Below are 18,893 nucleotides of genomic sequence, written 5' to 3' on the forward strand. Positions count from 1 at the left end.
CTCGCCCCTCGCGGCGCGGGAGCGGGCGCGCGGGCGGGAGCGGGCGCGCGGGCGGCTACGCCGCTCGGCGCAGCGCGCGTCGGCGCGCGAACGGGAGTGCGAGCAGGCGCCAGCCGACGAGGAAGACCCCGAGAACGATCGTCGCCACGATGATGAAGCTCGGCTGAACGCCCTGACCCGTGGCCTCTCGCAGCAGCATACCCACGGCCACCGTCATCAGCCACAGCGGGATGCCCGGCCACGCCACAGCGAGCGGGCGACGCCAGGCGAGGGTCACCAGCCACCCGAGCACCAGCCCGAGAAGGAACGGCCAGAGGGTGTCGAGCACGCCCGCGAACGTCTCCGCCTCAGCGTGACTGCGACGGCCGATCAGCACGAAGACCAGCACCAACGCCACATCGACGATGAACGCCACCAGCGCGGTCCTCCAGCTTTTCACGAGTCCGATGCTACGCGCGCTCTCCCGTGCATTCGCTGGCAGCGGTAGCCTCGATCCATGCGGGCCCGATAGTGGCGTTCGGCGGTCTTCTCGGCCGCTGCGATAGGCGTCTCGACCGCGCTCGTCGTGGGTCGCCGGCCGCGCGTCGCCCCGCGGCTACCACGAGGTGATGCACGCGGACGGCGCCGGTTCGGGCACCATCGCCATCGCGATCACCCCAGCGGACAGGCAGACGCTGACGGTCAGTTTCGTGTGCACGAACGGAGCGTTCCGGCTGCTGGTGAAGGAGGCGCAGGGCGTCTCGTTCGCTGGTCAGCGCCGGCTTCCGCGCCTGAGAGCCGTTCCTCGATGGCGAGCGAGCGTGTCGGCGGCTAGCGCTACTGTCGAGCCATGGAAGCTCAACCAGCGCCGTTCCGCATCGCCATCCCCGACGCGGAGATCGACGATCTGAAGCAGCGGCTCGCGCGAACGCGGTATCCGGTGCAGACACCCGCCGAGCCGTGGGATGCCGGGGTCGACATCCCCTACCTGCGCACTCTGATGACACAGTGGCACGACACGTTCGACTGGCGGGCAGCGGAAGAGAGACTCAACCGGTATCCCCAGTTCACGGCGATGGTGAAGGGCGAGCGCGTCCACTTCGTGCGGCTCGAGGCGCAGCGCCGGCAGGGTTCCGGCGAGCGAGGCTCCGGCGAACCGGAGGCGATCATCCTGAGCCACGGCTGGCCGTACTCGTTCATCGAGCTGCTGCCGCTGGCCGAGCGCCTGGCCGATCCCGCGGCGTTCGGCGGCTCCTCCGACGACGCTCTCGACGTCGTGATCCCGTCGCTGCCCGGCTACGGATTCTCCGAGCCGATGGCCGATCCGTTCACCTCACCCGCCGTGGCAGAGCGCTGGCACACGCTGATGACCCAGGTGCTCGGCTACGCGAAGTACGCCACCTACGGCGAGGATGTCGGAACCTGGGTGAGCGATCGCCTCGCGGCAACGCATCCCGAATCGGTGGTCGCTCTGTTCGCGACGCACGCGGCGTTCCCTCCCGCCGAGCGCGGGGCCGACCTGACGGCGGAGGAAGAGGAGTTCGTCGCCTGGCTCGACCGCAAGTGGAAGCGCGCCAGCGCATACTCGAGCCAGCAGTCGACCCGCCCCGACACCTTGGCCGTCGGCTTGACCGACTCGCCCGCCGGGCTCGCGGCCTGGCTGGTCGAGAAGTTCCGGGAGTGGAGCGGCGGGTCGAGAATCTCCGACTACTGGAGCACGGATGACCTGCTCACCACCATCTCGCTCTACTGGTTCACGGGCACCATCGGCACCTCGTTCCGCGCCTACTACGACGACAAGGACGAGCCCTCGATGCCCCGCATCGGCGTGCCGGTCGGCGTCTCCATCCAGTGGGGAGAGCGGGGCTTCCCTCGGCACTACGCCGAACGCACCTATGACGACATCCGGTTCTGGAACGACCTGCCGACGGGCGGACACTTCACCGCCAAGCAGACACCCGACCTCGTCGCGGCCGATATGCACGCGTTCTTCGGCACGCTTCGCGGCGGCGGCGGGAGCGCGGGCGGCGGCGGCGGCCCGGGCGGCGGTGTCAGCGCAGGGTAGTCCGCGCGGCCTCGGCCAGCGCGGCCGCCACCCGGGCGAGCGTCGCTGACTCCACCGACCATTGCTGCCAGTACAACGGAACGTCGATCGCACCCTCGTCGTCGAGAACGACGAGCCGCCCGTCGGCGATGAGCGGCGCTGCCTGCAGATCGGGCAGCATCCCCCAACCGAGTCCGAGTTCGGCGGCGCGCACGAATTCGGTCGAGGCGGGCACGAAGTGGCGCGGCGGATGCGCGCCGTCCGCCGTCGACGCCAAGTAGCGGTCTTGCAGAACATCTTTGCGATCGAACACGAGCATCGGCGCACGGCCGAGGCGGGCGGGATCGCTGCCGGCGTTCAAGTACCGCTCGACGAAGTCCGGGCTCGCTGCGGGCCGGTAGCGCATAGAACCGAGGCGGCTGACCACGCACCCCGCGACCGGCTCTGGGTCGGAGGTGATCGCCCCCATCGCGGTTCCGTCTCGAAGCCGGTCGAGCGTGTGGTCCTGGTCGTCCAGCGTGATCTCGAAGCTCACATCGGGGATGCCGGCGAGAGCGGGAAGCACCCAGGTCGCCAGCGAGTCCGCGTTGATCACGAGCGGGATGGCGGGCCGTGCTGTTCCTTCGCCTGCGCCAAGGGCATCCAGCGCTTCGGTCTCGAGCAGGGCGACCTGGCGGGCGAGCCGCAGCAGGATGCGCCCGGCATCCGTCGGCTCGATCGGCTTGGTTCGAAGCACGAGCACCCGGCCCACCTGCTGTTCGAGCCCCTTCATCCGCTGACTGACCGCCGACGGGGTGATGCGGAGCGCGTCGGCGGCGCGGTCGAAGGTCCCCAGGTCGACCACCGCGGCGAGGGTGCGAAGCTGATCCGTGCTGGCGTCCATCATTAGCGATACTAATGTCCCATCAGAAAATTGAGCTTCACTGTCGACGCCATTCTCCTTAGAGTCGACGCTGTGACTCCCGCCGCCGTTTTCGCCACCCTGCTCACCGGGCTGGGCGCAGGCCTCTCCCTCATCGTGGCGATCGGCGCCCAGAACGCCTACGTGCTGCGTCAGGGTCTGCGCCGCGAGCACGTGCTCCCGATCGTGCTGATCTGCATCGTGAGCGACGCGATTCTGATCGCCGCGGGCGTCGCCGGCATCGGGCTCGTCATCAAGGCCGCGCCGCTAGCCCTCGAGATCGTTCGATGGGCCGGCTTCGCGTTCCTCGTTCTTTATGCGCTGTTCGCCGCACGCCGCGCGCTGCGTCCCGAAGAGCTCCGGGCGGCGTCGGGCTCGGCGGCGACCAGCCTGCTTGCCGCCGTCGGCACCTGCCTGGCGCTCACCTGGCTGAACCCGCACGTGTATCTGGACACCGTTCTGCTACTCGGCTCACTCTCCGCCTCGCATGGGGATCCTGGGCGCTGGGTCTTCGGCGCCGGTGCGGTGATCGCGAGCGCGCTCTGGTTCGGTCTGCTCGGCTTCGGCGCCCGCTACCTTGCGCCCGTGTTCGCGAGACCGGTCGCCTGGCGCATCCTCGACGGTGGCATCGCCGTGCTGATGCTGGTGCTCGCTGTGCTGCTCGTTGTCTGAGGGCTGACGGCGCCCATGATCGGGCGGAAGAACTCCGCCAGCTCCGACGTCGCCGTCAGCGGCAGCACGTTCGCGACGTACTGGTCCGGGCGCACGATGACGATGGCGCCGGCGCGATCGATTCCCCGCAGCTCGAAGATGTCCGCCGCGGGGTCGGCGGCGTAGACCTTCTCGTAGTCGATCAGTTCGAACGGGCCGACCCGGGGTTTGAACGCCTCGTGCACCGAGCCCATGTCCACCCCGGTGTGATCCTGCTGGTAGATGACCTTCACATCGAACCAGGCGCCCGCATCCGCACCCTCGGGCGTGTGGGCGACGACAGGCGATTCCGGCGAGCGTGCAATCCACTCGGCGAGCCTCGACGTCGGCGAATCCTCTCCTGCGCGCGCCTCGTCGGCGAACACGTAGATGCGCCAGCGCCCATCCGCCGTGGCGTGATGACCGAGGTGGATCGGGTTGGCGTCGCACACCCGCGTCACGACGGCCGACTTGAACCGCTTGCCGATCGGGAACCCTGTGGCGAGCGCTTGATCGTGGGCCTCCCCGATCAGCAGGGACGGCGGATACTGCGTCATGAATCCGGCCGGGAACTCGGCGGTTCTCACGTAGAAGTCTTCGAGCTCGGTGGGGTCGGCCAGCTCGTCGGGTCGCGCGGCCATCAGCGACGACCACTCCTTGTCGAAATCGATCAGGTTCTTCGCGATCACCTGCCGCTCGGCTGAGTACGTGCTCAGCAGGCTCTCCGGGCTTCGACCTTCGAGCACGTGCCCGAGCTTCCAGCCGAGGTTGAATCCGTCTTGCATGGAGACGTTCATCCCCTGGCCGGCCTTCGCGCTGTGCGTGTGGCAGGCGTCGCCCGCGATGAAGACCCGCGGCGTGCGGCTTCCCACCTCATCCAGCGGCACGTCGTCGAACCGGTCGGTGAGCCTGTGGCCCACCTCGTAGACGCTGTGCCAGGCGACGTTGCGAACATCGAGGTGATACGGATGCATGATCTCGTTGGCCTTGTCGATGATCTGCTCGATCGTGGTCTCGCGCACCCGGCCCGCGTCGTCGGCCGCGACCTCGCCGAGGTCGACGTACATGCGGAACAGGTGCCCGCCCTCCCTCGGGATGAGCAGGATGTTGCCGCCCGCCCCCGACTGGATGGCGCACTTGGTGCGGATGTCGGGAAAGTCGGTGACCACGAGCACATCCATGACACCCCAGGCGTGGTTGGCCTGGTCTCCGGCCAGCGTGCATCCGATGGAGTCCCGCACTTTGCTGCGCGCCCCATCCGCACCGAGCACGTACTTCGCGCGCACGGTGCGCTCCTGCCCCGCGCGCTCGCCCGCGGTGTGCACGAGTGTGACGGTCACCGGATGCTCGCCCGCCTCGTCCACGTGCAGGCGGCTGAACTCGTAGCCGTAGTCGGGAACCATGCGCGTGGGCGAGCCGGCCATGACTTCGGCGAAGTAATCGAGCACGCGCGCCTGATTCACGATGAGGTGCGGAAACTCGCTGATGCCCGTCGGGTCGTCGACCGCGCGTGCCGCGCGCGCGATCTTCGTGGGATCGTTCGGGTCCGGCTTCCAGAAGGCCATCTCGGTGATGCGGTACGCCTCGGCGATGATGCGCTCGGCGAACCCGAAAGCTTGGAACGTCTCCACGCTGCGGGCCTGGATGCCGTCGGCCTGGCCGATCGCCAGTCGCCCACCGCGCCGCTCCACGATGCGGGTCGTGATGCCCGGAAACTGGGACAGCTGGGCGGCCGCGATCATCCCTGCGGGGCCGCTTCCGACGATGAGCACATCGACCAGGTCGGGCAGCTCGGCGGGGCGATCGATACCGACGCCGGCTGCAGGCTGGATGCGCGGATCCCCTGACACATACCCGTGGTGGTGGAACTGCACTGTGTGCTCCTCACTTCATCGTGCGGCAGCCCGACTGTCGTCAAGGCGGATGTTCGATAATAGAACAGCGCGTTCTGATATCGCTCATGCGATTGTACGAGGTCCAGCGCCGGCGGGCAAGGCGCACGCGAAGACGTGGAACCCCCCATATCGGTCGCGGCCCTTCGACGTGCGCCGAATCAGCTTTCGAGGCCGGAGCAGCTCGCGCATCCCCTTACGGGCAACTCGACATCGATCCGAGTGCTCGGTTCGCATTCGGACATGTGTGAGTATCACGGCGCTACCCTCGCGACTTCGAGAACGGATTTCCGCAAGAAAACATTCTTAATGCCAAAACATGTAATTTTAGTTTCGAGATGCGATCGACTCGTTCCCTTAGCCACCGAGCGACGCCACGGGCGCAAACAAAGAAGGCCACCCCGAGGGGTGGCCTTCTTCGATGATGACTTGTCAGCCAAGTGGTGGAGCTAAGGAGATTCGAACTCCTGACCTCTTCGATGCGAACGAAGCGCGCTACCAACTGCGCCATAGCCCCTTGAACTTCAGCCACGATATCACCCGCGCGGGGTGGATACCGAATCGGGTCAGCTGGCGGCGCGTCGGCGGCGCAGAACCGCATCCAGGTCGATCGCTCCGTCGCTCAGACCGTCGACGACACCCATCGCGGCGTAGCGGTTCGAGGCGGTCGCCACCGGTGCGACCGGCACCTGCGGAGCAACGGCAGCGGCCGGCCGCAGGGGTGCCACCGGCGCGATGGGCGCGAGCGGCGCCAGCGTCACAGAGGGCGAGCCATCGGGTGCGAACTCGGCCGCCTTGCGGTCGATCTCGGCGCGGGCGGCGGCGCGGCGCAGCTCGGTCGCGGCATCGATGGAGGCCATCGCGCTGGCCGCGATCGTACCGCGGGAGAGGTGCAGAGGCTTGGGCAGGGGCTGCGGCGTCCAGGTCTGACGCGGAGCGCGCGCCTCGACCCGCACCTCGTGCTGCGCATCGTCGTAGAGGGCAGGAGCCGCGGGGGCGATCCGTTGTGCGCGGCCGACGGTCTCGGCCTGCTGCGGGCGCGCGAGGCGGCCGAGCATCCCGATGGCTGCTGCACCGACCACCGTCGACGCGGCAAGCAACAGCCACGCCCCGGAGACGATGACCGCGGCGAGGCCGCCGAAAACGCCGACCAATGCCACTGTGAGGACGACCGAGCTGAGAGCGCGAGCACGACGCAAGCGGCGTCGACGCTGCGGGGAGAGTGCGGGGCCGACGGTCGCAGCGGCCAGAACGCTCGCGCGCTGGGCCGCAGCCGCGCGGGCGGCCCGCTCCACGGCGATGGCCTGCAGGGCGGTGCGCTCCGCTTCTTCGGCGGCGAGACGTTCCGCTTCGGCGACGGCGTGCTCCCGACGGGCGCGCGCTGCCGCCGCGGCTCGCGCTTCGGCCATGGTGCGCTGCTCGGCGCGCTTCAGGATGCGCTGCTGCTCGGCCACCGCGCGAGCGCTCGCCTCGAGGCGAACCTCTTCGGGCATCTCGCTCGTCTCGGCGAGGATGCGCAGAGTCTGCTGCAGACGCACGGCGTTGCGCTCGGTGGCGATGTATTCACGCCGACGCGACCACACGGGAATCAGGTAGGCCAGCCAGAGTGCGGCCGCGATGGCGACAACCACCCCGCCGCCCATCACGTCCCCATTCATGTCTCCACGGTAGGGGGTGCAACCGCCGGCGGCCGGTCAGTCGGTCGGGTGTGTTCCGAAAGCTCTAGCGATCTCGGGCGATCGGGATGCCCGTGGCGGCCGCGGCACGATCCTCCGCCGTGACCGTGGCCGCGTCCGTCGGCGCCTGCCCGTCGAGCCAGCGCCGCAGCACTCCCTGGGTGAGCTCCTCGGAGACCAGCCCGAAACAGAAGTGGTCGCGCCAGTCGCCGTTGATGTGGATGTACCGCCGGCGAAGGCCCTCGTAACGAAAGCCCAGTTTCTCGACGACCCGCAGGCTCGGCTGGTTCTCCGGACGGATGCAGATCTCCATCCTGTGCAGGCCGAGCTGGTAGAAGCAGTAGTCGGTGGCGAGGGCGACGGCGGTCGGCGTGATGTTGCGGCCCGCGAACTTCTCGGAAATCCAGTAGCCGATCGTCGCCGACGACAGCGAGCCGTAGGTGATCGACGACACGTTCAACTGCCCGGCGAGCTCCCCGTCGTACTCGACGATGAACGGCAGGCCGTGGCCGGCGCGGGCATTGGCGAGCAGCGAACGGATGCTCGACCGGGTGTCGAACGACATCGGCGCGTACGGGCTCGTCGCCTCCCACTGCCGCAACCAGCTCCGGTTGTCGAGTAGCGAGCGTTCCAGGCCCCGGGCATCCCGGAGCCGGATGGGTCGGAGCGCGATCTTGCCCTCGCTCAAAGTCGGAACGACGATCGCCACAGACCTTCCTCTCGTCGCGGCGGCGCTAGTCGACCGACTCGGCGAGCGAGTCGGAGGGCGCGGCGGTCATCTCTTCGACGACGTCGTAGTCGGCGGGAGCGTCATCGAGGCCTGCGGCGAACTCGCGCAACCACGGGCGCAGCTCGGGGCCGAGGTCGGCGCGGTCGACGGCGAGCTGCACGATGGCCTTGATGTAGTCGAGGCGGTCGCCGGTGTCGTACCGGCGCCCGCGGAAGACGACGCCGTAGACGCCGCCGGCGATCTCGGTGTCTGCCGCCAGGGTCTGGAGGGCGTCGGTGAGCTGGATCTCGCCGCCCTTGCCCGGCTCCGTCTTCTCGAGCACACCGAACACCTCGGGGCGCAGAACGTAGCGGCCGATGATGGCGAGGTTGGAGGGCGCGTGCTCGCGGTCGGGCTTCTCGACGAGCCCGGTGATGCGCACGACGTCGTCTTCGTCGGTGGTCTCGACGGCTGCGGCGCCGTAGAGGTGGATGGAGTCGGGGTCGACCTCGAGGAGGGCGACCACCGTCGCGTTCTTCTCCTCCTGCACCTCGAGCATCCGGCTGAGCAAGGGGTCGCGGCTGTCGATGATGTCGTCACCGAGCAGCACAGCGAACGGCTCGTCGCCGACGTGCATCTTCGCGCGCAGAACGGCGTGACCGAGACCCTTCGGGTCGCCCTGACGCACGTAGTGCATGTCGGCGAGGTCGGTGGAGTAGTTCACCTTCTGCAGACGGTCGGTGTCGCCCTTCTTCTTCAGCGACGCCTCGAGCTCGGTGGCGCGGTCGAAGTGGTTCTCGAGAGCGTTCTTGTTGCGCCCGGTGATCATCAGCACATCGTGGAGCCCCGCATCCACAGCCTCTTCGACCACATACTGGATCGCGGGCTTGTCGACGACGGGAAGCATCTCCTTCGGCATCGCCTTGGTTGCAGGCAGGAACCGGGTTCCGAGCCCTGCCGCGGGAATGACTGCCTTCGATACTCGCTTTGCCATGATGTTCAGGTTATCGGCATTGAGCGGGGGTCTGGCGCGCAATCTCCTAGGATTGCGTCATGGATTCGGATACTGCGGCCCATCGCAAGCGTGCGCTCCGCGCCGAACTCCGCGAGCGACGGCAGAACCTCACCGGCCCGGAACGCGCCGCGGCGACGGCGGGGCTGACCCGCAACCTCGTCGATCTCGCGACCGATCTCTCCGCCCGCTCGGTGGCCTGCTACCTGTCGACGCCGATCGAGCCGGACACCCGGCCGTTCCTCAACTGGGCGCATGAGCAAGGGCTCCGCGTTCTGCTCCCGATCTCCCGCGAAGACGGGTTGCTCGACTGGACGACCGGCGATGGCGAGACGGAGACCGAGGGACTCTTCGGGATGCCCGAGGCCGTCGGCGAACTGCTCGGCCCGATCGCGATCAACGACGTCGACCTCATCGTCATCCCTGCCGCCGCGGTCGGCGCCGATGGCATGCGGATGGGCTGGGGGCGCGGCTATTTCGACAAGACCCTGGGGAGCATGGAAAAATGTCCCCCGGTGTACGCCGTGCTCTACGACTCCGAACTGCTGGACGAGGTGCCGCGCGAACGCCACGATCAACCCGTCGACGGCGCGGTCACGCCGACCAGGATCGTCCAGTTCTCCTGACCTCCTGCGCCACCCGACACCCCCATCCTTCTGGAGCCCTCCTTGCCCACATACTCGTATTCGTGCCGTGACTGCGGAACCGCCTTCGACATCCACCAGGCGTTCACCGACGACGCGCTGACCGTCTGCCCGACCTGCGGCGGCAGCCTTCGCAAGGTCTTCGGTGCGGTCGGCGTGACGTTCAACGGCTCGGGGTTCTACCGCACCGACTCCCGCGGGAAGTCGGCCGCGTCGGACGGCGGCAAGAGCTCAGGCTCAGGCTCAGGCTCAGGCTCAGGCTCCGGCTCCGGCTCCGGCGACTCCGGCTCGACGTCAGGCAGCTCGGCGGGTTCTGCCCCATCGACTCCGTCAACCACCTCGTCCTCGTCGTCGTCCTCCGCCTCCAGTTCGTCCTGATCCTCATCGAAAGGAACGTCCATGCTCAAAGGTTTCAAGGAGTTCATCCTCCGCGGTAACGTCATCGATCTCGCTGTCGCGGTCGTCATCGGCGCCGCGTTCACCGCTGTCGTCAACTCGATCGTCAACAGTGTCTTCAACCCGTTGATCGGCGCGCTGTTCCACGCGGATGACCTGGAGAACGCGCTCAACGTGCCGATCGGCGATGCGACGATCAAATTCGGCGTCGTCGTCGGAGCGGCCATCCAGTTCCTGATCGTGGCGGTCATCGTCTACTTCGTGTTCGTCTACCCGATCAACCTGGCCAAGAACCACGCGCAGAAGCTCCGCAACAAGGGCGTCGTACAGCCGGATGCACCGGTCACCGACATCGACCTGCTCACCGAGATCCGCGACCTGCTGCAGGCGCAGCAGAGCGTGCCGGCCGACGCCGCTGCGGCATCCGGTGCCCCAACGACGCAGCTCCCCGACGTCGCGCCCGGCACCGGCAAGCACGCCGAGTAGCCGTGGGTCGCGTCTGGCACTCAGCGCGATAGCGCGGGATGCGCGTCACCAGTGCGGCGGAACGTCCTGCTTGAGCCGCTCGTCGTTGGTGTCCGCGCCGCGGTCCCCCCAGGCGCGGTCGGTGTCTTCGGCGGCGCGGGCGGGCGCATCCGTCGCCTGAGGCGTCGGGTCGGTTCCTGCCGCCGCCGGCAGCTGCGCGCGCCGGTGCCGTCGAACGGGTGGTTCAGTCACCCGTCAAGCGTAACCGCCGCCGCGCGAAGACGCTGTCAGGATGCAGCGGGAACGACGGGGATGGTGATGGGCGCCGTCTCAGTCGAGACGTCGGTCACGCCGATGAGTGTGGCGATGCGCCCCGCAACGGCGTCGGGGTCGGCGAAGAGCTCGAAGCTGTGCACGCGCAGGTAGTGCCAGCCGAGGCGGCGCAGCACATCCGGACGCAGCCGGAGCGACTCACGGAGGCTGCCGCTGTTCACATCGTCATCGGTCTCCACGACGACGGCACGGCCCGCGTTCGACGCGACGAGCGAGAGCTTTCCGCGATACCCGAGCTGCACGTCGAGGCCCCGCCGCACGAGACGCTTCGCCAGGTCGAGCAGCATCGGCTCGGTGTCGTGGCTCAGATACTGGGGCGTGGATGCGGTGATCTGGTCGGCCTCACCCAGAACCTGGGCCAGGGCGGCGATGCCGTGGCGCATCCTGGTGTCGTCGATGTCGTCGGGCTTGAAGCAGGAGACGATGTCCATCGAGCGACGAGCCCTCGTCATGCCGACGGCGAGAAGTCGCTCACCGCCCGGCTCGGCGAGTGAACCGAAGTTGGAGAGCAGACGGCCGTGGGGCGTGCGTCCGTAGCCGATCGAGAAGATGACCCTGTCGCGGCTCTGCGCCACCGACTGCTCCAGGGTGACGACGGTGAACGGCTCGGCGCGGTCTTTGAGGATGAAGTCGGCCAGCTCGGTGCGCTTCGCGAACGCCGCGAGCACGGCCTGGTTCACGCGCACCGCGTGACGCTCGCTCGCCGTGATCACCATGAGGGATTCGCGGGGGCGGTTCGACGCGTGCTCCAGCACGAGCTCGACCACCTTCGACACCTCGGCGTCGGTGCTCTCGACGGCTCCGGTGTCGGTGTCGGGCATCCCCTGGCCACCGGTGACGTAGTTGAGGGTGAGACTGCCGTGACCCAGGTACGTTCCCGCCCAGGGCAGGGAGTCGATCTTGCCGCCGTAGAACCGGCGGTTGACGAGGTCGGCGAGGTCTTCTCCGCCGGCACGGTAGCTGCGGGTGAGCGTGTAGACCGGCAGGAGCTCCGAGAGCTGCGCGAGGGCCGAGTCGGCGTGGGCTGCGTCGACGTCGACGTCTTCGACCGTCTTGCCGTACTCGTGTACACCGATGTCGAACCGCGACGGCGTCTGCGTGACCGGGTCGCCGAACGCGACGATCTGCCGTGAACGTCGGATGACCGGCACGTTCTCGGCGAGGCTCGAGGCGCCGGCGTCGACGAGGAACACAGCGTCGAACGAGACGTCGCTGCTGATGCTCGGCACCTCGTACGGGGAGACGAGCCAGACCGGTGCGAGCGGACGCGCGAGGTGCGGAGCCGCTGCGTTCAGCGTCGCGGCGGTCGGCTGGTCGGTCTTCAGCAGCTTCTTGAGCGCTGCCGCTTCGTCGGGCCAGTCGACGATGCCGATCTTCCAGGTCTCGGCGAGCATCCAGGCCAGCTGCTGACCCGTTGCGGAGGCGTGGGCTTCGTCGACGAGCCGGAAGTCGGCCTCGAGCCGGTCGAGCACGCCCGTGTTGGCGCTCAGCAGCGCGCGATCGGAGGCGAGAAGTGTCTCGAGCACCGACTGCCACCAGGCGAGTTCCAGTTCGGCGCTGACCTGGCTCTCGGGCACGTGGCGGCGCGAGAGGTCGGCGAGCAGGGGGTCGAGCTTCCTGTCGCGCAGTTCACCGAGCAGAGCCGTGCGCTCCTGCAGGTTGGCCAGCACCTCGGATTCGGCGGCCAGTCCCGCGATCTGCCGGGTCAGCTCGTCGATCGGCAGCATCGAGAGCGAGTTCTGCGAACCGGTGCGACGCAGCGGGATGTCGAGGCGCGCGAGGTCTTCGGCTACACGCTGGTAGGCGACCTGCACATCCGCGAGCCCCACCGGAAGCTCGGGAACGACTCCAGCCGCCGCGAACCGCTGCCAGAGGATGCGCTGCTGCTGGATGCGCCGCAGGCTCTCGTTGAGGTCGGTGACATGCACGCCCGGGCGCACGTATTCGAGGGCGAGCTTGCGAAGCCGGCGACGGTTGGCGCCCGACATGGTGGCGGACTCGCGCCGGGTCGCCGTCGCGGCGATGAGTTCGGCGAGCGAGCGGTCGTAGACGGCTGGCTGGAACTTGTCGAGCGTCTCGCGCACGTCGAGCAGCAGGCGGAGGTACACCCCGAGCTCCGCGATGGTCTCGAAGGGACGCATCCTGGTCTGACCGATGAGGCTCTTGGCGCGCTCGATGAGCCGCGGCAGTTCGGCGCGGTTGAGCTTCTTCGCGAGCTCGTGCGCGGCGTTGCCTTCCGCGGTCGTCGAGAAGGAGGCGCCGTACCAGGGCGAGTCGTTCGGTCCGTAACGGAATTCACCCAGGCGCGCGGCCTTGATGAGCGAATCCGCTGCGTTCGCGCGGTCGTCGGCGAGCAGCTCGATCGCTTGGCGGTCGAGTCGCGCGGTCGTCGACGGTGGCGTTGGCAGCAGCGACAGCCGCGAGAGTTCGCCGAGCGCCTCGAGCACCGACACGTGCAGCACCGGATCGCGGCGGGTCAGCGCGGCGCGGTAGTCGAGCAGCACCTTGCGCAGACGCACGAGGGCGTCGTCGACGTCGGTCACGCGCGGCTGGGTGGCCTTCTCGTTGCGTCCGATCGACTGGATGACGTCACGGCGCAGCGTGCGCGGGGTCACGGCGAGACCGGGGAGACCGACCTGCCCGAGCCTGTGGTTGATGTCGTCGAGACTCGACCGGCGCGGGCTCACGACGAGAACCCGCTTGTGCTGACCGACCAGCGCACCGATCGCGTTGACGATCGTCTGGGTGCCGCCGGTTCCGGGCAGGGTCTTGACGACGACGGAGTTTCCCGCGGCGATCTGCGCGACGACGTTCTCCTGCTCCTCGTCGGCGTCGAGCAGCAGGTTATCCGTGGCCGGCGGGCGCTCGTCTTGACGCAGGGAGGTGACCGGATTGAACGCGCTCTCGACGGTGCGACGGGCGGACGGGTTGCCGGCCAGCGCATCCAGCACCACGGTGTCGAGGTCTTCTGCCTCGGCGCGCATGGCCGTGGCGACGTCGGCGAACGAGGAGACGACGAGCCGCGGCTGCACATTGAACCAAGGAAGGTGGGAGGTGAGGCCACGCAGGCGGTCGATCACCGGTTGCGGCTTGAAGACGCCGTTGGTGAGCGCGAGCGCCACGAAGGCGTCGGCGTCGAGCGTGATCTGGAACTGCTCGGCGAGCGCGCGGGCCAGTTCCGGGTTCAGGAAAGGCTGACCCTTGAGCTTCAGCTCGAAGTCGCGGCCGTACCGCCGGATGGCGAGCGGGCGGAGAAGGATGGGAGCGGTGAACTCATCGCCGCCGTGACGCCACTGCGCGAGGCCGATCGCGAGATGCACCGATTCGATGCCCCGCACCGACCGCAGCTCGATGCCCTTGGCGGTGATGGCGTTCGCCGCCGCCCGGGCGGAACGCAGCGCGAGCTCATCCCGGATCAGGCTCGACAGCAACGTGCTCTGGCCCGTGATGAACGGGGGCAGCCCGCCGGGGTGAGTCGAGCTCAGCTCGATTCGCGTGCGCGGACCGTCTTCGAAGTGAAGGAGAGGGGATGCACCGCCGAGCGCCGCGATCTCGTCGCGCCAGCGCTGCCAGACGGGCTCGGCGATGTTGCCTGCCACCAGCCCCGGATCGCCCAGGCTCAGGGCGTGCGGAGACGTCGTGTTCTGGGGGTTCAGGGCGTCGTCGTCCGGAATGTCCGACATCATGTCGTCATCCTCAGTTTTCTTGTCGAGTCGCCACACACGGCCACCCTACGTGCACATCCTCGCAATCCCGCGCAATCCGGGGCGAGTTTCGCGTGAAAGGGTGTGGTCAGCGCCTCAGGGCGCCCGGAGTGGCGAGCGGTGCGCCAGTTCGACGACGATAGCCCGGTCGTTCCCCGGGTTCGCGGCGTCGTACCAGAGGCGGGTCTCCTGCCCGTTCTCGACCGGGTCGGCGGCATTGATCGTCATCGTGCGCTGCACCCAGCGCTGCACCCCGTGCACATCGGTGAACGTGAACGTGACGGTGGTCAGGATGCGACTGCTCTCGCGGAACACCGTGTACCCCTTGTCGGAGACGGTCCCTGTCGCGAGCGTGCCGGTGCGCATCGCCGCGTCTTCGGCGCGAGCCTTGCGGGCGCGGGCCGCGGCGGCCGCGACGCCGAGCACCAGGCACACGACGGCGAGCGCGAGAATACCCGACCCGATCACAACGACCGGTGTCGCGTCGGCGTAGCCCCGGGAGGCGAGCAGCACGCCGGCACCGGCACCCAGGAGTGTCGCGGCGGTGCCGTACATCATCCCGAGGTCGCTGCGTTTCATGACGATCGCGGCCCAAGCGATCGACGAGACGATCGACACCAGCATGCCGATCGGGATGGCGATGATGGCGGTCGCGTCGGGAGCGACGACGGCTTCGTCCATGAGACGGCCGGTGCTCCCCCAGCCGTATCCGGCAAGGAGCCCGCCGAGCAAGAGCAGAAGCAGCACCGTGACGACTCTCGCGGTCGACGGCCGTCTGCTCTCCCTGAGCTTGCGGGCGATGGTTGGGTCGACGGTGCTCATGCCCCCATTGAATGGGATGCGCCCCCGACGCCGCAAGGAAGATCCGGCCGTGACGGTCGGGCCTGCCCCGCCTGGGGTCAGCGTCTGGCCGAGGCTCCGCGCTCGCCAAGGAGTGCCAGGCCGAGGACACCGCACAGGAGGTAGACCCCGGCCTGGCCGTTCAGGATGGTGACCACGTCGAGATGCTCGGCGAGCAGCCCCGCAACGAGCAGCCCCGCACCCTGGGCCGCGCCACCGAAGGTGGTGACGCTCGCGAAGACCCGGCCGAGGGCCTCCGGCGGCGTCACCCGCTGCACGATCGTGATCATTCCGCTCATCGTCGCGACCGCGGGGATGCCGACGGCGATGAAGAGACCGACGTAGACCCAGACGACGGTGGTCACACCCGACAGGTTCCACGTGAGCAGCGAGATGGCACCGAATAAGAGGTATCCCCAGCCGACGAGCGTGCGCGGGCTGAACCTCTTGATCAGCACACCGGTCAACAGGCCCCCAACGACCCCGCCGATGGCCTGCACGCCGCGCAGCAGACCGACCTCGGCGTCGGCGGCGCCAAGGTTCTGCACGACGTAGACGATGAACAGCACGAGGAAGATCCCCTGTGAGAACTGCGCAAGCGTCGTGATGCCCGTGACGGCGCCGAGCGGACGCACCCGCCGGATCGTCGACAGGCCGTCGAGCCACTGGCGGAGGAAGTGCGGCCGGGGCAGCGGATCGGCTGCCGGATGCGCATCCGAGCCCTGCGGGGTCTGTCCCGGCCGCGGCCGACTCGCCGCCACCAGCGCCGCGCTCACGAGATAGCTCGCCGCGTCGATCGCCACGACTCCGGGCAGGCCGACGGTCGCGAAGGCGAGGCCGCCGAGCGGAGAGCCGATCAGGCGCGACAGGTTGTCACTGACCGCCATCAGCGCGTTGCCGGTTCCCAACTGCTCGGGCTCGACCAGGCGGGGAACGAGCGCCTGCTTCGCCGGGTTGACGATGGCGCCGAGACAGGCCTCGACCGCCGCCACGGCATAGACGATCCACATGCGGTCGGCCGTGGCCGCGAGCAGCGGCAGCAGCAGGGCTCCCTGCAGCAGGTTCGCGACGATCATCGTTCGCCGGTGATCCCAGCGGTCGACCAGCACGCCCAGAAAGCTGCCGAGCACGAGCATCGGGATGAGCTCCGCGAGAAACACCGTCGACGCACCGAGCGCCGAGCCGGTGACCGCGAAGGCGAACAGCGGGAGGGCGATCATCAGCAGCCAGTCCCCCGTGTCGGAGATCAGGCTGCTCGCCCAGACGAGCGCGAAGTCTCGGCGCAGAAGCGGCGAGCGCGGCCGGTGCGGCGCTGGGGCTGCGGTCGTCTCGGTCATGGGCGCACCGCATCCGTGGGCGCCGCATCCATGGGTGCCGCGTCGGGATGCAGATAAGCGTTCAGGTGCAGGGCGACGACGTCGCTGCCGTCGGGGGCGTCGGTGCGGGTGAGGCCGATGTACGGGCGGATGAGCGCATCCAGCCGCTCCCCCAGTTTCCGCAGCTCGTCCGGTGTCAGCCGGAGCGAATATCCGGAGAGCAGGGACGCATCCCGCCACTGTTCCGGCAGCTGGTTGCGCTGAGCGATCGCACGGTGGGTGAGCCGCGCCTCGTCGTCGATCTGCTTCTCGACGAGCATCCGCTCGGCGGAGTCGATCCCGATGGCGAGCGCGGGGTCGTCCGGCTGCCCGAACTGCAGGCCGGTCGCCGTCGAGCGCCAGGGGCGTTCGCGCCCGTCGACCGGGTCGACCGACTCGACGAGACCGAAGCGAGCGAGCGACCGGAGGTGATAACTGCAGTTCGACGCGGTCGAGCCGACGACCGCCGCGCACTGGCTGGCCGTCTGGGCGCCGAACGCCATCAGATGGTTCAGCAGCGCGAGGCGCAGCGGATGCGCGAGGGCTCGCAGCGCCCGCGCATCCGTGACCTGTCGCCGATTCTCCGGCTGCGCTGATGTGAAAGACATGTTTCACATTGTGATCGCTCTTTCGGTCGGAGTCAAGGGAATGCACCCTCCCCTGCCGCGTTGATGTACAACGTCTGTGTAGTTGCAAGACGTCAACGACCCCTTTCGTCAGGAGACCATGACTTCCCCCACCACTGCAGGCGTCGGATTCCGGTCTGAGCGCGGGCCCGTGCTGATCGCGCTGATGCTGACCACCGGACTCGTCGCCATCGACTCGACGATCCTCGCCACAGCCGTGCCGTCGATCGTCGACGACCTGGGTGGGTTCACGCAGTTCCCCTGGCTGTTCTCGGTGTACCTGCTCGCTCAGGCCGCGTCCGTTCCCGTGTACGCGAAGCTGTCCGACATGATCGGGCGCAAACCGATCGTGCTCATCGGCATCGGCCTGTTCCTGGTCGGCTCCGTGCTCTGCGGATTCGCCTGGAGCATGCCGGCACTCATCGCGTTCCGCGCGGTGCAAGGGCTCGGGGCCGGCGCGGTGCAGCCGATGGCGGTCACGATCGCCGGCGACATCTACACCGTCGCGGAGCGCGCGAAAGTGCAGGGCTACCTGGCCAGCGTGTGGGCGATCTCGTCCGTGGTCGGGCCGACCCTCGGCGGAGTCTTCTCGCAGTTAACCTCGTGGCGGTGGATCTTCTTCGTGAACGTGCCGCTGTGCATCCTGGCCGGGTGGATGCTCATCCGCACGTTCCACGAGTCGATCGAGCGGCGCAAGCACAAGGTCGACTACGCGGGCGCGATCCTGCTGACCTTCGGAATGAGCCTGCTCATCCTCGCCGTACTGGAGGGCGGGCAGGCGTGGGCCTGGAACTCCGTCTGGAGCATCGGGGCGTTCGCGCTAGGAGCGCTCTTGCTCATCGCGTTCATCCTGGTGGAGCGCCGGGCGACAGAGCCGGTGCTGCCGCTCTGGGTCTTCTCGCGGCGGCTCCTCGTCACGACGACCCTCATCTCGCTGGGCGTCGGTGCGATCCTCATCGGACTGACGTCGTACGTGCCGACGTATCTGGAAGGCACCATCCATGTGACGCCGATCGTGTCGGGACTCGCGGTGGCGGCACTGACCATCGGCTGGCCGATCGCCGCATCCCTCTCGGGCCGCTTCTACCTCCGCATCGGTTTTCGCAACACGGCCCTGCTCGGCACGACGATCGCGATCGTCGGCGCCGTGGTGCTCGTGCTCACGTCGACCCATCCGAGCGTCGCGTTCGTGGCTCTCAGCTGCTTCATCGTGGGCCTCGGGATGGGCCTCATCGCCACCCCGACGCTCATCGCGGCCCAGTCGAGCGTCGCGTGGGCGGAGCGCGGCGTCGTGACGGGAACCAATCTGTTCGCCCGCTCGATCGGCAGCTCCGTCGGCGTCGCCGTGTTCGGTGCGATCGCCAACGCGATCATCGCCGGGTCGGCGGCGGGCGAGCACGATCCCGCGACCGTGCAGGCGGCATCCAGCACCGTGTTCCTGGCCGTGGCGGTCGTCGCGATCCTCACCATCGCGGCCGGCTTCGCCATGCCGCGGGCGCGCGTCGAAGACGTCGAGCTCTCGCGCCAGTCCCCCGTCGCCGAGTAGCGCCCGGCGGCGCTGCGCTGCGCGCACCGCCGCGAGGGGCGAGTTGTTGCGACCTGGCGCGCCCTCCAGGCCGCATCTACT

The 18,893-nt window shown here is 68.6% G+C and carries 17 protein-coding genes and 1 tRNA gene; 6 read left to right on the forward strand and 12 right to left on the reverse strand.

Features of this window, described 5'->3' with window-relative positions:
* Nucleotides 1-55: 55 nt before the first annotated feature.
* Entirely contained in the window at nt 56-439 is a 384-nt protein-coding gene (locus ACFVWR_RS09570) for a DUF3054 domain-containing protein (protein WP_387210454.1), read from the reverse strand.
* 390 nt (nt 440-829) lie between these two features.
* Here ACFVWR_RS09570 and ACFVWR_RS09575 point away from each other — a divergent pair, with 390 nt between their 5' ends.
* On the forward strand, nt 830-2,044 hold the full coding sequence (locus ACFVWR_RS09575) for an epoxide hydrolase family protein (protein WP_387210457.1): 1,215 nt from the start codon (nt 830-832) through the stop codon (nt 2,042-2,044).
* Here ACFVWR_RS09575 and ACFVWR_RS09580 read toward each other — a convergent pair.
* Nucleotides 2,031-2,909, reverse strand: a complete 879-nt coding sequence (locus ACFVWR_RS09580) for a LysR family transcriptional regulator ArgP (RefSeq protein WP_387210460.1) — start codon at nt 2,907-2,909, stop codon at nt 2,031-2,033. The two genes, ACFVWR_RS09575 and ACFVWR_RS09580, sit on opposite strands and share 14 nt — an antisense overlap.
* A 69-nt stretch (nt 2,910-2,978) precedes the next feature.
* On the opposite strand from ACFVWR_RS09580, the gene ACFVWR_RS09585 reads away from it, so the two are divergent.
* Nucleotides 2,979-3,596, forward strand: a complete 618-nt coding sequence (locus tag ACFVWR_RS09585; RefSeq protein ID WP_387210463.1) for a LysE/ArgO family amino acid transporter — start codon at nt 2,979-2,981, stop codon at nt 3,594-3,596.
* On the opposite strand, the gene ACFVWR_RS09590 is transcribed toward ACFVWR_RS09585, so the two are convergent.
* From ACFVWR_RS09590 to galU, 5 genes are all read right to left on the reverse strand, one after another.
* Nucleotides 3,497-5,488 (reverse strand): FAD-binding monooxygenase, encoded by a 1,992-nt coding sequence (locus tag ACFVWR_RS09590; protein WP_387210466.1) that lies wholly within the window; start codon nt 5,486-5,488, stop codon nt 3,497-3,499. The two genes, ACFVWR_RS09585 and ACFVWR_RS09590, sit on opposite strands and share 100 nt — an antisense overlap.
* 459 nt (nt 5,489-5,947) lie before the next feature.
* Nucleotides 5,948-6,023 (reverse strand) — tRNA-Ala (locus tag ACFVWR_RS09595).
* Nucleotides 6,024-6,072: 49 nt separating this feature from the next.
* Entirely contained in the window at nt 6,073-7,164 is a 1,092-nt protein-coding gene (locus tag ACFVWR_RS09600; RefSeq protein WP_387210469.1) for a hypothetical protein, read from the reverse strand.
* A gap of 64 nt (nt 7,165-7,228) precedes the next feature.
* The gene (locus tag ACFVWR_RS09605; protein ID WP_387210472.1) at nt 7,229-7,891 is read right to left on the reverse strand and encodes a GNAT family N-acetyltransferase; all 663 of its coding nucleotides are present in this window, start codon (nt 7,889-7,891) and stop codon (nt 7,229-7,231) included.
* A gap of 25 nt (nt 7,892-7,916) precedes the next feature.
* Complete coding sequence (galU, locus tag ACFVWR_RS09610; RefSeq protein WP_387210475.1) at nt 7,917-8,885, reverse strand: UTP--glucose-1-phosphate uridylyltransferase GalU; 969 nt, start codon at nt 8,883-8,885, stop codon at nt 7,917-7,919.
* A 59-nt stretch (nt 8,886-8,944) separates the two neighbouring features.
* On the opposite strand from galU, the gene ACFVWR_RS09615 reads away from it, so the two are divergent.
* The 3 genes from ACFVWR_RS09615 to mscL are packed head-to-tail and all read left to right on the forward strand — an operon-like array spanning nt 8,945 to nt 10,429.
* Nucleotides 8,945-9,529, forward strand: coding sequence for a 5-formyltetrahydrofolate cyclo-ligase (locus tag ACFVWR_RS09615; protein WP_387210478.1), 585 nt, complete (start codon nt 8,945-8,947; stop codon nt 9,527-9,529).
* Between the two features lie 42 nt (nt 9,530-9,571).
* Nucleotides 9,572-9,925: an FmdB family zinc ribbon protein gene (locus tag ACFVWR_RS09620; protein ID WP_387210481.1), complete on the forward strand. Its 354-nt coding sequence runs from the start codon at nt 9,572-9,574 to the stop codon at nt 9,923-9,925.
* Nucleotides 9,926-9,946: 21 nt separating this feature from the next.
* Nucleotides 9,947-10,429, forward strand: coding sequence for a large conductance mechanosensitive channel protein MscL (gene mscL, locus ACFVWR_RS09625; RefSeq protein WP_387210484.1), 483 nt, complete (start codon nt 9,947-9,949; stop codon nt 10,427-10,429).
* 45 nt (nt 10,430-10,474) lie between these two features.
* Here mscL and ACFVWR_RS09630 read toward each other — a convergent pair whose 3' ends face one another.
* The 5 genes from ACFVWR_RS09630 to ACFVWR_RS09650 form a co-directional block, all read right to left on the reverse strand.
* Nucleotides 10,475-10,660 carry a hypothetical protein gene (locus ACFVWR_RS09630; protein WP_387210487.1) on the reverse strand — a complete coding sequence of 62 codons (186 nt, stop codon included), beginning with the start codon at nt 10,658-10,660 and terminating at the stop codon, nt 10,475-10,477.
* Between the two features lie 35 nt (nt 10,661-10,695).
* Entirely contained in the window at nt 10,696-14,427 is a 3,732-nt protein-coding gene (locus ACFVWR_RS09635; protein ID WP_387210490.1) for an AAA family ATPase, read from the reverse strand.
* Nucleotides 14,428-14,541: 114 nt separating this feature from the next.
* Nucleotides 14,542-15,267 carry a hypothetical protein gene (locus ACFVWR_RS09640; protein WP_387210493.1) on the reverse strand — a complete coding sequence of 242 codons (726 nt, stop codon included), beginning with the start codon at nt 15,265-15,267 and terminating at the stop codon, nt 14,542-14,544.
* Between the two features lie 77 nt (nt 15,268-15,344).
* On the reverse strand, nt 15,345-16,622 hold the full coding sequence (locus ACFVWR_RS09645; RefSeq protein ID WP_387210496.1) for an MFS transporter: 1,278 nt from the start codon (nt 16,620-16,622) through the stop codon (nt 15,345-15,347).
* Nucleotides 16,619-17,248 carry an ArsR/SmtB family transcription factor gene (locus ACFVWR_RS09650; protein ID WP_387210499.1) on the reverse strand — a complete coding sequence of 210 codons (630 nt, stop codon included), beginning with the start codon at nt 17,246-17,248 and terminating at the stop codon, nt 16,619-16,621. The genes ACFVWR_RS09645 and ACFVWR_RS09650 overlap by 4 nt, the downstream gene beginning before the upstream one ends.
* Before the next feature lie 118 nt (nt 17,249-17,366).
* On the opposite strand from ACFVWR_RS09650, the gene ACFVWR_RS09655 reads away from it, so the two are divergent.
* A complete protein-coding gene (locus ACFVWR_RS09655) occupies nt 17,367-18,812 on the forward strand; it encodes an MDR family MFS transporter (protein WP_387210502.1) in 1,446 nt (481 codons plus the stop codon).
* The last annotated feature ends 81 nt before the right edge of the window (nt 18,813-18,893 follow it).

The organism is Leifsonia sp. NPDC058292, from assembly GCF_042880955.1.
Taxonomy (GTDB): domain Bacteria; phylum Actinomycetota; class Actinomycetes; order Actinomycetales; family Microbacteriaceae; genus Leifsonia.

Bases quoted from the DNA above. Each gene is read 5' to 3' on its own strand.
- ACFVWR_RS09615 (WP_387210478.1), top strand. From the start codon at position 8,945: ATGGATTCGGATACTGCGGCCCATCGCAAGCGTGCGCTCCGCGCCGAA.
- ACFVWR_RS09580 (WP_387210460.1), bottom strand. From the start codon at position 2,909: ATGATGGACGCCAGCACGGATCAGCTTCGCACCCTCGCCGCGGTGGTC.
- ACFVWR_RS09635 (WP_387210490.1), bottom strand. From the start codon at position 14,427: ATGATGTCGGACATTCCGGACGACGACGCCCTGAACCCCCAGAACACG.
- galU (WP_387210475.1), bottom strand. From the start codon at position 8,885: ATGGCAAAGCGAGTATCGAAGGCAGTCATTCCCGCGGCAGGGCTCGGA.
- ACFVWR_RS09645 (WP_387210496.1), bottom strand. From the start codon at position 16,622: ATGACCGAGACGACCGCAGCCCCAGCGCCGCACCGGCCGCGCTCGCCG.
- ACFVWR_RS09655 (WP_387210502.1), top strand. From the start codon at position 17,367: ATGACTTCCCCCACCACTGCAGGCGTCGGATTCCGGTCTGAGCGCGGG.
- ACFVWR_RS09650 (WP_387210499.1), bottom strand. From the start codon at position 17,248: ATGTCTTTCACATCAGCGCAGCCGGAGAATCGGCGACAGGTCACGGAT.
- ACFVWR_RS09640 (WP_387210493.1), bottom strand. From the start codon at position 15,267: ATGAGCACCGTCGACCCAACCATCGCCCGCAAGCTCAGGGAGAGCAGA.
- ACFVWR_RS09600 (WP_387210469.1), bottom strand. From the start codon at position 7,164: ATGAATGGGGACGTGATGGGCGGCGGGGTGGTTGTCGCCATCGCGGCC.
- ACFVWR_RS09575 (WP_387210457.1), top strand. From the start codon at position 830: ATGGAAGCTCAACCAGCGCCGTTCCGCATCGCCATCCCCGACGCGGAG.
- mscL (WP_387210484.1), top strand. From the start codon at position 9,947: ATGCTCAAAGGTTTCAAGGAGTTCATCCTCCGCGGTAACGTCATCGAT.